The sequence below is a fragment of the Streptomyces sp. RG80 genome (assembly GCF_040446465.1).
Taxonomy (GTDB): domain Bacteria; phylum Actinomycetota; class Actinomycetes; order Streptomycetales; family Streptomycetaceae; genus Streptomyces.
On record NZ_JBEAAJ010000012.1, the window covers coordinates 64,086 to 76,987 of the forward strand.

General features: G+C 68.6%; 10 protein-coding genes. 8 read left to right on the plus strand and 2 right to left on the minus strand.

Translation table 11 applies throughout. From position 1 onward, the window contains the following. Positions 1–83 precede the first annotated feature (83 nt). The 5 genes from ABKA17_RS36670 (at position 84) to ABKA17_RS36690 (ending at position 6,235) form a co-directional block, all read left to right on the plus strand. Positions 84–950 (plus strand): siderophore-interacting protein, encoded by an 867-nt coding sequence (locus tag ABKA17_RS36670; protein WP_353696694.1) that lies wholly within the window; start codon positions 84–86, stop codon positions 948–950. 258 nt (positions 951–1,208) lie between these two features. Beyond that, positions 1,209–2,651 (plus strand): lysine decarboxylase DesA, encoded by a 1,443-nt coding sequence (desA, locus tag ABKA17_RS36675; RefSeq protein WP_353696695.1) that lies wholly within the window; start codon positions 1,209–1,211, stop codon positions 2,649–2,651. Beyond that, positions 2,635–3,912, plus strand: a complete 1,278-nt coding sequence (locus ABKA17_RS36680) for a lysine N(6)-hydroxylase/L-ornithine N(5)-oxygenase family protein (RefSeq protein ID WP_353696696.1) — start codon at positions 2,635–2,637, stop codon at positions 3,910–3,912. The genes desA and ABKA17_RS36680 overlap by 17 nt, the downstream gene beginning before the upstream one ends. Continuing rightward, positions 3,909–4,466, plus strand: a complete 558-nt coding sequence (locus tag ABKA17_RS36685; protein ID WP_353696697.1) for a GNAT family N-acetyltransferase — start codon at positions 3,909–3,911, stop codon at positions 4,464–4,466. Before ABKA17_RS36680 ends, ABKA17_RS36685 begins: the two co-directional genes overlap by 4 nt. Next, positions 4,463–6,235, plus strand: coding sequence for an IucA/IucC family protein (locus ABKA17_RS36690; RefSeq protein ID WP_353696698.1), 1,773 nt, complete (start codon positions 4,463–4,465; stop codon positions 6,233–6,235). The genes ABKA17_RS36685 and ABKA17_RS36690 overlap by 4 nt, the downstream gene beginning before the upstream one ends. A gap of 131 nt (positions 6,236–6,366) precedes the next feature. Here ABKA17_RS36690 and ABKA17_RS36695 read toward each other — a convergent pair whose 3' ends face one another. Next, positions 6,367–7,929, minus strand: a complete 1,563-nt coding sequence (locus ABKA17_RS36695; RefSeq protein ID WP_353696699.1) for a beta-N-acetylhexosaminidase — start codon at positions 7,927–7,929, stop codon at positions 6,367–6,369. Positions 7,930–8,054: 125 nt separating this feature from the next. On the opposite strand from ABKA17_RS36695, the gene ABKA17_RS36700 reads away from it, so the two are divergent. Beyond that, entirely contained in the window at positions 8,055–8,948 is an 894-nt protein-coding gene (locus ABKA17_RS36700) for a DUF4429 domain-containing protein (protein WP_353696700.1), read from the plus strand. A 17-nt stretch (positions 8,949–8,965) separates the two neighbouring features. Here the strand turns inward: ABKA17_RS36700 and ABKA17_RS36705 are convergent, their stop codons facing one another. Next, complete coding sequence (locus ABKA17_RS36705; RefSeq protein ID WP_353696701.1) at positions 8,966–10,522, minus strand: purple acid phosphatase family protein; 1,557 nt, start codon at positions 10,520–10,522, stop codon at positions 8,966–8,968. 186 nt (positions 10,523–10,708) lie between these two features. On the opposite strand from ABKA17_RS36705, the gene ABKA17_RS36710 reads away from it, so the two are divergent. Next, positions 10,709–10,966 carry a hypothetical protein gene (locus ABKA17_RS36710; RefSeq protein ID WP_353696702.1) on the plus strand — a complete coding sequence of 86 codons (258 nt, stop codon included), beginning with the start codon at positions 10,709–10,711 and terminating at the stop codon, positions 10,964–10,966. A gap of 13 nt (positions 10,967–10,979) precedes the next feature. Continuing rightward, entirely contained in the window at positions 10,980–12,797 is a 1,818-nt protein-coding gene (gene glmS, locus ABKA17_RS36715) for a glutamine--fructose-6-phosphate transaminase (isomerizing) (protein WP_353696703.1), read from the plus strand. Positions 12,798–12,902: the final 105 nt, after the last annotated feature.

Sequence of the window (12,902 nt, forward strand, 5' to 3'; positions counted from 1 at the left end):
CGCCCGCGCGGCGGAGCCGCAGATCGATACAGCCCCGCGCCCCTGAAAAGCATCCCCTCGCCCCCTGATCAGGAGCGCACCCCATGACCACCGCCGTCGTCGCCCCGTTCCGGTTCTTCTCGCTCCACGTCGTACGGACGATGCGGCTCGGTCCGTCTCTCGTCCGGGTCACCTTCGCCGGGGACGAGTTGCGGGAGTTCCACTCCCTCGGCTGCGACCAGTCGCTGTCTCTCTTCATTCCGCACCCGGGGCAGGACGCGCCGGTCGTGCCGATCGAGCTCGGGGACGGATGGTGGCAGGCGTGGCGTGAACTGCCCGACGACGTGCGGGCCGTGATGCGGTCGTACACACTGCGGTCCCTGCGTCGCGACCCCGACGAGATCGACATCGACTTCGTGCTGCACGGCGTCGAGCCCGGCGCCGCCACCCCGGCAGGGCCCGCCTCCCGCTGGGCCGCCGACGCCGGTGCCGGTGACCGGGTGCTGCTGCTGGGGCCGGCGATCGCCGACAACCGGGCCATCCGGTTCCGGCCGCCGCAGGACGCCGACCTGGTCGTCGTCTGGGGTGACGAGACCGCCGTACCGGCGGCCTCCGCGATCGTCGAGTCGCTGCCCGCCGGCACCCGTGCCCGGGTCTGGCTCGAGGTGCAGCACACCGAGGACATCCAGGATCTGGTGACCGAGGCCGACGCCGAGGTCACCTGGCTCGTCCGGGACCACCATCACGACGAGCCCGGCGTCGAGGGCTCCCCCATGGCCCTCGGCGCCATCAGAGACGCTCAACTTCCGGACGCCGAGCGGCCGTACGTCTGGATCGCGGGCGAGTCGAGCTGTGTGAAGCGGCTGCGCCGGCACTTCGTGGGCGAGCGGGGCGTCGACCGCCGCAGCGTCACCTTCGTCGGGTACTGGCGACAGGGGATGACCGAGGAGCAGCTCCGCGCCGCGGAGTAGCCCACCGACAGGTATCCCACCGACAGCTGTCCCACCGAGAGGCACCCACCGCCGTACACCCGACTCCCCGGCGTGCGGCGGTGACTGCTGTGCGCGCGGCGCCCACTGTGGCCGACGTGATCACAGTCACGCATGGTGCTGCGCTTGATCAGAGTTAGTTAGGTTAGGCTTACCTAAGTAACGCGAAGCGAGATCCGAAGATCGCGTCCCCACCCCCGTCCGACCCGCACGGACTGCTCCCCCCGGAGGACCCCCGCCATGCGCTCGCACCTGCTCAATGACACGACCGCGGAGCGGTACCGCAGCTCCGTGACCGAAGGTATCGAGCGGGTGGCAGCCAAACTCGCCGCCACCGACCGTCCGTTCACCGGTGTCACCGTCGACGCCCTCGCCCCGGTCATCGACGCGATCGACCTGGACAAGCCGCTGCACGACACCGCCGCGGTCCTCGACGAGCTGGAGGACGTCTACCTCCGGGACGCGGTCTACTTCCACCACCCGCGCTACCTCGCCCACCTCAACTGCCCGGTCGTCATACCGGCCGTGCTCGGCGAGGCGATCCTCTCCGCGGTCAACTCCTCCCTGGACACCTGGGACCAGTCGGCCGGCGGCACCCTCATCGAGCGCAAGCTGATCGACTGGACGACCGCACGGGCCGGGCTCGGCCCCAACGCCGACGGCGTGTTCACCTCCGGCGGCTCCCAGTCCAACCTCCAGGCCCTGCTCCTCGCCCGCGAGGAGGCCAAGACCGACTCCCTCGGCAAACTGCGCATCTTCGCCTCCGAGGTCAGCCACTTCAGCGTGAAGAAGTCCGCGAAACTACTGGGCCTCGACCACGACGCCGTGGTCTCCATCCCCGTCGACCACAACAAGCGGATGCAGACCGTCGCGCTCGCCCACGAGCTGGAGCGCTGCAAGGCCGACGGCCTCGTCCCCATGGCCGTCGTCGCCACCTCCGGCACCACCGACTTCGGCTCCATCGACCCGCTGCCCGAGATCGCCGAGCTGTGCGAGCAGTACGGCGTCTGGATGCACGTCGACGCCGCCTACGGCTGCGGACTGCTCGCCTCGGTGAAGTACCGCGACCGGATCGACGGCATCGAGCGCGCCGACTCGGTCACCGTCGACTACCACAAGTCCTTCTTCCAGCCGGTGAGTTCCTCCGCCGTGCTGGTCCGGGACGCGGCCACCCTGCGCCACGCGACCTACCACGCGGAGTACCTGAACCCCCGCCGGATGGTCACCGAGCGCATCCCCAACCAGGTCGACAAGTCCCTCCAGACCACCCGCCGCTTCGACGCCCTCAAGCTGTGGATGACCCTGCGGGTGATGGGCGCCGACGGCATCGGGCAGCTCTTCGACGAGGTGTGCGACCTCGCGGTGGAGGGCTGGAAGATCCTCGCCGCCGACCCGCGCTACGACGTCGTGGTCGAGCCCACGCTCTCCACCCTCGTCTTCCGCTACATCCCCGCTGCCGTGACCGACCCGGCCGAGATCGACCGCGCCAACCTGTATGCCCGCAAGGCCCTGTTCGCCTCAGGCGCCGCGGTGGTCGCGGGCACCAAGGTCCAGGGCCGCCACTACCTGAAGTTCACCCTGCTCAACCCCGAGACGACGACCGACGACATCGCCGCCGTCCTCGACCTGATCGCCGGCCACGCCGAGCAGTACCTGGGAGAGTCCCTTGACCGCGCGTCCTGAACACCCGACCAGAACCCATGACTTCGTGGGGATCGGGCTCGGCCCGTTCAACCTCGGCCTCGCCTGTCTGACCGAGCCCATCGACGAACTCGACGGTGTCTTCCTGGAGTCGAAGCCCGACTTCGAGTGGCACGCGGGCATGTTCCTCGAAGGCGCCCACCTGCAGACGCCGTTCATGTCGGACCTGGTCACCCTCGCCGACCCGACCTCGCCGTACTCCTTCCTGAACTACCTGAAGGAGAAAGGCCGGCTGTACTCGTTCTACATCCGCGAGAACTTCTATCCGCTGCGGGTGGAGTACGACGACTACTGCCGCTGGGCCGCGAACAAGCTGAGCAGCGTGCGCTTCAGCACGACGGTCGCGGAGGTCACGTACGAGGACGGTCTCTACGTCGTGACGACGACCGCGGGTGAGACCTTCCGCGCCCGCCACCTCGTCCTCGGCACCGGCACCTCCCCGCACCACCCGGAGGCCGTCCGCGGCCTCGGCGGCGACTTCTTCCACAACTCCCGCTATGTGCAGAACAAGGCGGAGCTCCAGAAGAAGGACTCGATCACGATCGTCGGCTCCGGCCAGTCCGCCGCCGAGATCTACTACGACCTCCTCGCCGAGATCGACGTATACGGCTACCGGCTGAACTGGGTGACGCGCTCCCCGCGCTTCTTCCCGCTCGAATACACCAAGCTCACGCTGGAGATGACCTCCCCGGAGTACATCGACTACTACCGCGAGCTGCCCGAGGCCACCCGCTACCGGCTCACGGCCGAGCAGAAGGGCCTGTTCAAGGGCATCGACGGCGATCTCGTCAACGAGATCTTCGACCTGCTCTACCAGAAGAACCTCGGCGGGCCCGTCCCCACACGGCTGCTCACCAACTCCTCGCTGAACGCCGCGCGGTACGAGAACGGCACGTACACCCTCTCCTTCCGCCAGGAGGAGCAGGAGAAGGACTACGACCTCGAGACCCAGGGTCTGGTCCTCGCCACCGGTTACAAGTACGCCGAGCCGGAGTTCCTCGCGCCGATCCAGGACCGCCTGGTCCGTGACACGCACGGCAACTTCGACGTCGCCCGCAACTACTCGATCGACACCACCGGCCGCGGCGTCTTCCTCCAGAACGCCGGCGTCCACACCCACAGCATCACCTCGCCCGACCTGGGCATGGGCGCGTACCGCAACGCCTACATCATCCGCGAGCTGCTCGGCAGCGAGTACTACCCCGTCGAGAAGACGATCGCGTTCCAGGAGTTCTCCGTATGAGCACCACCGCCCCACAGGTGGCCACCTACACCTTCCGCCCTCTCGACCCCCTCAAGGACGCAGAGCTCCTGCACACCTGGGTCACCCATCCCAAGGCCGCGTTCTGGATGATGCAGGACGCGAAACTGGAGGACGTCGAGCGGGCGTACATGGAGATAGCCGCCGACGAGCACCACCACGCGCTGCTCGGTCTCGACGAGTACGGCGTCCCCGTCTTCCTGATGGAGAAGTACGACCCCGCCCACCGCGAGCTGGTCGGCCTGTACGACCCGCAGCCCGGCGATGTCGGCATGCACTTCCTCACCCCGGCGACCGAAACCCCCGTGCACGGGTTCACCCGGTCCGTCATCACCGCCGTGATGGCCCACCTCTTCGAGGACCCGGCGACCGTCCGTGTCGTGGTCGAGCCGGACGTCTCCAACAAGGCCGTCCACGCCCTGAACGAGGCCGTCGGGTTCGTGCCCGAGCGCGAGATCCGCAAGCCGGAGAAAATGGCGCTGCTGAGCTTCTGCACCCGGGAACAGTTCGTGACGGCGACGGGGGTGGCGGCATGAGTCTCGCCGACGCCGTCGCCCACCTCTCCCCCGAGCGCTGGGAGCAGGCCAACCGCCTCCTCGTCCGCAAGGCACTCGCCGAGTTCGCCCACGAGCGGCTCATCACGCCGGAGGCCACCGCCGACGGCCGCTTCGAGGTCCGCAGCGACGACGGTCTGACCCGGTACCGGTTCACCGCCGTCCGCCGCGCCCTCGACCACTGGCAGGTCGACGCCGACTCGATATCCCGTCATCGGGACGGCGTCGACCTCCCCCTCGCCGCGCTGGACTTCTTCATCGAGCTGAAGCAGGCGCTCGGTCTGAGCGACGAGATCCTGCCGGTCTACCTGGAGGAGATCTCCTCCACCCTCTCCGGCACCTGCTACAAGCTCACCAAGCCGCAGATCCCGGTCGCCGAGCTCACGAAGAGCGGCTTCCAGGCCATCGAGACCGGCATGACCGAGGGCCACCCCTGCTTCGTCGCCAACAACGGCCGGCTCGGCTTCGGCATCCACGAGTACCTGTCGTACGCCCCCGAGACCGCGAGCCCGATCCGCCTGGTCTGGCTCGCCGCGCACCGCGACCGGGCGGCCTTCACGGCGGGCGTCGGCATCGAGTACGAGACCTTCGTACGGGACGAGTTGGGCGCGGAGACCGTCGAGCGCTTCAACGACCGCCTCACCGAACTCGGCCACGACCCGGCCGACTTCCTCCTCATCCCGGTCCACCCCTGGCAGTGGTGGAACAAGCTCTCCGTCACCTTCGCCGCCGAGGTCGCCCGCGGCCTGCTGGTCTGCCTGGGCGAGGGCGACGACGAGTACCTGGCCCAGCAGTCCATCCGGACGTTCTTCAACCGGTCCAACCCCGAGAAGCACTACGTGAAGACGGCCCTGTCCGTCATCAACATGGGCTTCATGCGCGGCCTTTCGGCGGCGTACATGGAGGCGACCCCGGCCATCAACGACTGGCTCGCCCAACTCATCGACAACGACCCCGTGTTGAAGTCGACGGGCCTGTCGATCATCCGCGAGCGCGCCGCCGTCGGCTACCGCCACCTGGAGTACGAGGCCGCGACCGACCGCTACTCGCCGTACCGCAAGATGCTGGCCGCGCTGTGGCGGGAGAGCCCGGTGGCCTCCCTCCAGGACGGCGAGTCCCTGGCGACGATGGCCTCCCTGGTCCACGTCGACCACGAGGGGAAGTCCTTCGCCGGGGCCCTGATCGAGCAGTCGGGCCTGACCCCCAAGGAGTGGCTGCGCCGCTACCTCACGGCGTACTTCACCCCGCTCCTCCACAGCTTCTACGCCTACGACCTGGTCTACATGCCGCACGGCGAGAACGTCATCCTCGTCCTGAAGGACGGCGCCGTCGAGCGCGCGATCTACAAGGACATCGCCGAGGAGATCGCGGTCATGGACGTCGACGCGGTACTGCCGCCGACGGTCGAGCGCCTGCGCGTGGACGTCCCCGAGGAGAAGAAGCTCCTCTCCATCTTCACGGACGTCTTCGACTGCTTCTTCCGCTTCCTCGCCGCGAACCTCGCCGCCGAGGGAATCCTGGAGGAGGACGACTTCTGGGGCACGGTCGCGGACATCACCCGCGAGTACCAGTCCTCGGTACCCGAACTCGCCGACAAGTTCCGCCAGTACGACATGTTCGCCCCCGAGTTCGCCCTCTCCTGCCTCAACCGCCTCCAACTCCGCAACAACAAGCAGATGGTGGACCTCTCGGACCCGGCAGGCGCACTTCAGCTGGTGGGCAACCTGAAGAACCCGATCGCGGGGTTCTGACACAAAGACAGACGGGCGCCCGGGGTCCGGTCCCCCGGGCGCCCGTCAGCTTTTAAGCCACCTGAGCCGCGACCCACCTAGGGGCGCGGGGAACTGCGCGACCAGCCCCCACCGAGCCCGCAGCCAAAATGTCACCAAGGAACCTGCGGCGACCGATAGAAGTCGATGCCGAGCGCCTCCCACCGCGGAGCCTGCGCAGCAAGCCGCACCTTGTACCGCTCCCAGTCATGCGTGGAAGCCGCCGACCACCCCAACTCCGCCGCCCCCGCAAGCCTCGGAAACGCCATGTACTCGACGTCGTCGGACTTGGTGATCGTCTCGGTCCACAACGGCGCCTCGACCCCCCGGACCGCCGAACCCGGCACCCCGGGAAGATAGTCACCCGGATCCCAGTCGTACGCCCGCTTCACCTCGACCAGCCCCGCCCAGTCCAGCCCCAGCGGAGTGTCGGCGGTGTACTTCATGTCGAGATAGATCCGGTCGGCCGGCGACAGAATCAGCCCGGTCCCGGCCCGCGCCGCCGCAGCCACCCGCTCCTTCTCCTCAGCCCCGGTGTCGTCCAGCCCCCAGTACTGCGCCAACGCCCCCTTCGCCGGCGTCGCCCCGGTCAGCTGATGCCAACCGACCACGGTCTTCCCGTACTTGGCGACGACCGGCTGCACCCGATCCATGAACTTGACGTAGTCCTCATGGCTCGTGGAGTGCGCCTCGTCCCCGCCGATGTGCAGATACCGCCCCGGCGTGATCGCGGCGAGCTCCCGCACCACGTCGTCCACGAAGTTGTACGTGACGTCCTTGCCGACGCACAGCGAGCTGAAGCCGACCTCGGTGCCGGTGTACAACGGCGGCGCCACACCGTCGCAGTTGAGCTCGGCGTAGGACGCGAGCGCCGCGTTGGTGTGCCCCGGCATGTCGATCTCGGGCACGACCTCCAGATACCGCGAGGCCGCGTACCGCACGATCTCCTTGTAGTCGGCCTTGGTGTAGTAACCGCCGGGCCCACCCCCGACCTGCGTGGAGCCGCCATACGTCGCGAGCCGCGGCCAGGAGTCGACGGCGATCCGCCAGCCCTGGTCGTCGCTCAGATGCAGATGCAGCTTGTTGACCTTGTACAGGGCGAGTTGGTCGACGTACCGCTTGACCTGGTCGACGGTGAAGAAGTGCCGGGAGACGTCGAGCATGGCGCCGCGCCATTCGTAGCGCGGGGAGTCCGTGATCGTGCCGCCCGCGACCAGCCACGGTCCCGGCTGCACCGAGTTCTTCTCGACGGCGGCCGGCAGGAGCTGGCGCAGTGTCTGGACGCCGTGGAAGAGGCCGGCGGGTTTGGCGGCGGTGATGGTGACGCCCTTGGCGCCACTGTCGAGACGGTAGCCCTCGGCGCCGAACGGCCCCTTGGAGAGCCGTAGTTGGATACCCCCACGACCGCTGGAGGTGACCGGCAGCGGGTACCCGGTCGAGGGGCGCAGGACGCCCGCGACGTACTCCCCGATCCGGCGCGCCTCCCGGGAGCCGTCGACGCGGATGCGGGTGTCGCGGGTGATGCGGTACGGCGATCCGCTAGGCGCGACCGACGCGGGCGCCGGGACCACCTCTTCGAGCGGTCTCGCCTCGCCGCCGGACGCCTCGGGTGCGGCCCCGACGGTGAAGGAGCCCGCGGCCGCGACCAGCAGCAGCGAGCCGAGCAGCCGGGTCATACGGGGAGTCGATCTGTGGCGCGGCCTCACCGGTGTCTCCCTTCAGCCCTGAATTGGTAGAGACCACTGTGCGGGGGTCGTCGAGCGGAGTCCACCCCCCTGGCCTGGAATGCCAGAATTTACCCATGGCGGAAATCATCCAGAAGGACGGCACCTGGGCTTTCGACGGCGACGCCCTGCGGCTGACCCCGGGACGCGACAAGAACGTGAGCCTGTTCCGCAAGACCTTGGGTGAACTGGTCGTCCCGCTGGGCGCGTTGGCGGGGGTCTCGTTCGAACAGGGCCGCAAGGCGGGGCGGCTCAGGTTACGGCTGCGGGACGGCGCCGACCCGCTGCTGCACGCCACCGGCGGCCGGCTGACCGAGCCCAACGACCCGTACCAGCTCGTCGTGGAGTCCGACCGTTACGGCGTCGCCGAGTACTTCGTGGACGAGGTCCGCGACGCCCTGACCCTCGACCAGGTGCCGGCCGCGCCGGTCGCCGAGTATCTGCTGCCGGGCCCGGCGGTGCCGCTGGCCGTCTCAGCCGGGGACGGCACGGCGAGCTTCGACGGGGAGCGCGTCCGGTTGGAGTGGAACTGGAAGACCGAGGACGCCAAGGCGGCCGCGGGCATCCGCACCCTCGCCGTCACCGACCTCGCCGCCGTGGAGTGGGTCCCGGCGGTCGGTCTGGAGAACGGCTGCCTCCGCTTCACCGTACGGAACGCGCCCACCAAGGCGCCGCCGAAGTACGACCCCAACTCGGTGGAGCTGTGGGGCTTCAAGAAGGACCCGCTGATGGCCCTTGTCGCGGCGGCCGTCCAGGCCAGGCTTCCGCACCCGGCCCGGGCGGCCGCCACCGACGTGGCGAAGACCCCGGAAGTACGACCGGAACTGCCCTCTGCTCCGGTCCCGTCCGCCGAGGACGACCATGACGCCCTCCTGCGCCGTCTGCGCGAGCTCGGCGAGCTGCGCCGCACCGGGGTGCTGACGGACGAGGAGTTCACCCTGGCCAAACAGGCGGTCCTCAAGCGGATGTGACAGCCCTCGCGGGAGGGCTACTTGGCCTTGCGCGCCACCGTGAAGTGGTCGATGCGGTCACCGGTCTCGGCGATGCCCGACACCTTGAGCTTGGCGTAGTGCCCGCGCGGCGCCGGTTCCACGTCCACCCGCAGGAACGAGTAGTTGAGGTAGCGCACCCGGGACCAGGCGACGGTCTCGTTGACCTTGCCGTCCTTGGTGTTGATGAAGGACGCGACGGACTCGACCTCGTTGAGGTGCCCCTCGTAGGAGTCCGGCGCGGTGAACGCGTAGAGGCTGCGCCCCGCCGCACCGGCCGTCACGTAGACGACGCCCTCGGTCTCGGAGTAGGCGGTCTCCCCGATCGGCAGCTTCTTGGCGACCTTGTCGCCCTTGATGACGTCGGTGCGCTCGTACTGGTGGTTGTGGCCGTTGATGACCAGGTCCACCGTGTACTTCTCGAACAGCGGCACCCACTCCTTGCGCACCCCGCCTTCCGAGGCGTGCGCGGTGGAGGTGCAGTAGGCGCAGTGGTGGAAGAACACGATGACGAAGTCGATGTCCTTGGCCGCCCGGTACTTCTTCAGCTGCCCCTCGAACCACGTGGTCTGGGTGCCGCCGGAGATACCGAGGTTGGCGGGGATCTCGTACGACACGTCGTTCGGGTCGAGCGAGATGATCGCCGTGTTGCCGTGGACGAAGGAGTAGACGCCCGGCAGGTTCTTCTTGTCGGGCCCGTTGTCGGGGAGGGTGAAGCGGGCCTCCTCGCCGCCGTAGCCGTTGGGCGAGTACCAGGCTTCCATGTCGTGGTTGCCGTAACTCACCATCCACGGCACGGACTTGGCGACCGACTCGGTCTGGGCGAGGAACTGGTCCCACACCCGCGAGTCGAAGCCGGTGTCGGCGCTCTTGCCCTGCCCCGCCGGGTCGGCGTACGCGATGTCGCCGGCGTGCAGGTGGAAGGCCGGGTTCTGGCCGAGGAGCAGGCTGTCGTTGGCGAGGCCGTGGTAGCTGACGCCCTGGTCGCCAAAGGCCGTGAAGGTGAACGGCTTCTTGTGCGCGGGGGCGGTGGTGAAGGTGCCCAGGGTGCCGGCGAGGTGCGGGGCGGCGGGGTCGAAGCCCTGGTGGCCGACGCCGTAGTAGTACGTCTTGCCGGGCTTGAGGTGGGTCAGCTTGGCGTGCACGTAGTACTGCGTGTGGTCGGCGCTGGCTCCGACGCCGGTCGGGGTGTAGAGGGTGCGGACCTCGGCCTCGATCTTGCGGGAGAGGTCCCAGGGGTGGGCGCCGACGCGGACGAAGGGCTTCTTGACGGCGACGGGCACCTGCCACGAGACGGTCATCTCGGTGCGCGCGTCGTTGCCGTAGGCGAGGTGGCGGCCGAAGGGGGCGACGAGCGCGCCGTCGACGTGCTCGGTGCGCGGGGTGGCCATCGGGGTGGCCTGTGCGGTGGCGCCGGGGACGAAGGCACCGCCGGTGACGGCGCCCAGAGTGACCGCGCCGCCCCTGATCATCGTGCGCCGGGAGAATCTGGCGCGCAGGTACTCGTGCTGCTCGGCCATGCTCATGCGGTCGGCGAGCTGCTCGGGTACGCCCATGCGAGGAATGTCCATGGCGTCTGAAACTCGTCTCCTCAGGCGACGAAGCGCAGGACGCGGGATGGACAGCGCGCGAACAGCCACTCATGAGAGATTCAATGTTCGCTCAAGGATTCCCTACAGAACCCTGCCCGAAATCGGGCAGGATTCTTGCGAACGTCTCGCTGATACCTCAGGATCTACCGGGTGCACGACGAACTCGTTGATCATCTGACGCGCTCCTCCTCTCTCAACCGGGGCGAGGCGCTGCGGGTGATCCAGGACGTGCTCGCCTACTTCGACGAGACGACCGAGGACTACGTCCGTCGCCGCCACCGCGAGCTCCAGGCCCAGGGCCTGGTCAACGCGCAGATCTTCGAACGGATCGAGGCGGACCTCAAATACCGGGCGGTCGCGCCGCCGGAGCTTACGCTCAGGCAGCTGCGCCGCATCGTCTACGGCTGAGGAATATCTGTATATGTGTGGAATCGTCGGATACATCGGGAAGCGCGATGTGGCCCCCCTCCTCCTGGAGGGCCTCCAGCGCCTGGAGTACCGCGGCTACGACTCGGCGGGCATCGTCGTCACGTCCCCGAAGACGGCCGGCCTGAAGATGGTCAAGGCCAAGGGCCGGGTCCGTGACCTGGAGGCCAAGGTCCCGGCGCGCTTCAAGGGCACCACCGGTATCGCCCACACCCGCTGGGCCACCCACGGCGCCCCCTCCGACGTCAACGCCCACCCGCACATGTCGGCCGACCTCAAGGTCGCCGTCGTCCACAACGGCATCATCGACAACGCCTCCGACCTGCGCCGCAAGCTGGAGGCGGACGGCGTCGAGTTCCTCTCCGAGACCGACACCGAGGTCCTCGTCCACCTCATCGCCCGCTCCCAGGCGGAGAAGCTCGAGGACAAGGTCCGCGAGACCCTCCGGGTCATCGAGGGCACCTACGGCATCGCCGTGATGCACGCCGACTTCAACGACCGCATCGTCGTCGCCCGCAACGGCTCCCCGGTCGTCCTCGGCATCGGCGAGAAGGAGATGTTCGTCGCCTCGGACATCGCCGCGCTGGTCACCCACACGCGGCAGATAGTGACTCTCGACGACGGCGAGATGGCCACCCTCAAGGCCGACGACTTCCGCACCTACACGACGGAGGGCACCCGTACGACGTCGGAGCCCACCACCGTCGAGTGGGAGGCCGCCTCCTACGACATGGGCGGCCACGACACGTACATGCACAAGGAGATCCACGAGCAGGCCGACGCCGTGGACCGCGTGCTGCGCGGCCGCATCGACGACCGCTTCTCCACCGTGCACCTCGGCGGCCTCAACCTGGACGCCCGCGAGGCCCGCCAGATCCGCCGCGTGAAGATCCTCGGCTGCGGCACCTCGTACCACGCGGGCATGATCGGCGCCCAGATGATCGAGGAGCTCGCCCGCATCCCCGCGGACGCCGAGCCGGCCTCCGAGTTCCGCTACCGCAACGCGGTCGTCGACCCCGAGACCCTCTACGTGGCGGTCTCCCAGTCGGGCGAGACCTACGACGTCCTCGCGGCCGTCCAGGAGCTGAAGCGCAAGGGCGCGCGGGTCTTCGGCATCGTGAACGTGGTCGGCTCGGCGATCGCCCGCGAGGCGGACGCCGGCATCTACGTGCACGCCGGCCCCGAGGTCTGCGTGGTGTCGACCAAGTGCTTCACGAACACCACGGTCGCCTTCGCGCTGCTCGCCCTGCACCTGGGCCGCACCCGCGACCTCTCGGTCCGCGACGGCAAGCGGATCATCGAGGGCCTGCGCAAGCTGCCCGCGCAGATCACCGAGATCCTGGAGGCCGAGGAGGACATCAAGAAGCTGGCCGAGGCCTACGCCGACGCCCGCTCGATGCTCTTCATCGGCCGCGTCCGGGGCTACCCGGTGGCCCGTGAGGCCTCCCTGAAGCTCAAGGAGGTCTCGTACATCCACGCCGAGGCCTACCCCGCCTCCGAGCTCAAGCACGGCCCGCTGGCCCTGATCGAGCCCGCCCTCCCCACGGTCGCGATCGTCCCCGACGACGACCTCCTGGAGAAGAACCGCGCCGCCATGGAGGAGATCAAGGCCCGCAGCGGCAAGATCCTCGCGGTAGCCCACCAGGACCAGGAGAAGGCCGACCACACGATCGTCGTCCCGAAGAACGAGGACGAACTCGACCCCATCCTCATGGGCATCCCCCTCCAACTCCTCGCCTACCACACGGCTTTGGCCCTGGGCAGGGACATCGACAAGCCCCGCAACCTGGCAAAGTCGGTAACGGTGGAGTAGACGCGCCCCTTCAGGGGCGCGGGGAACTGCGCGAGCAACCACAACGCTCCTGCACAGGCCAGACAACAGAACGGACCCCCACGTGTGCCACCTGCACGTGGGGGT

Coding starts and splice junctions, on each gene's coding strand:
- ABKA17_RS36670 (WP_353696694.1), top strand. CDS start 84: ATGACCACCGCCGTCGTCGCCCCGTTCCGGTTCTTCTCGCTCCACGTC.
- desA (WP_353696695.1), top strand. CDS start 1,209: ATGCGCTCGCACCTGCTCAATGACACGACCGCGGAGCGGTACCGCAGC.
- ABKA17_RS36685 (WP_353696697.1), top strand. CDS start 3,909: ATGAGCACCACCGCCCCACAGGTGGCCACCTACACCTTCCGCCCTCTC.
- ABKA17_RS36690 (WP_353696698.1), top strand. CDS start 4,463: ATGAGTCTCGCCGACGCCGTCGCCCACCTCTCCCCCGAGCGCTGGGAG.
- ABKA17_RS36695 (WP_353696699.1), bottom strand. CDS start 7,929: ATGACCCGGCTGCTCGGCTCGCTGCTGCTGGTCGCGGCCGCGGGCTCC.
- ABKA17_RS36700 (WP_353696700.1), top strand. CDS start 8,055: ATGGCGGAAATCATCCAGAAGGACGGCACCTGGGCTTTCGACGGCGAC.
- ABKA17_RS36705 (WP_353696701.1), bottom strand. CDS start 10,522: ATGGGCGTACCCGAGCAGCTCGCCGACCGCATGAGCATGGCCGAGCAG.
- glmS (WP_353696703.1), top strand. CDS start 10,980: ATGTGTGGAATCGTCGGATACATCGGGAAGCGCGATGTGGCCCCCCTC.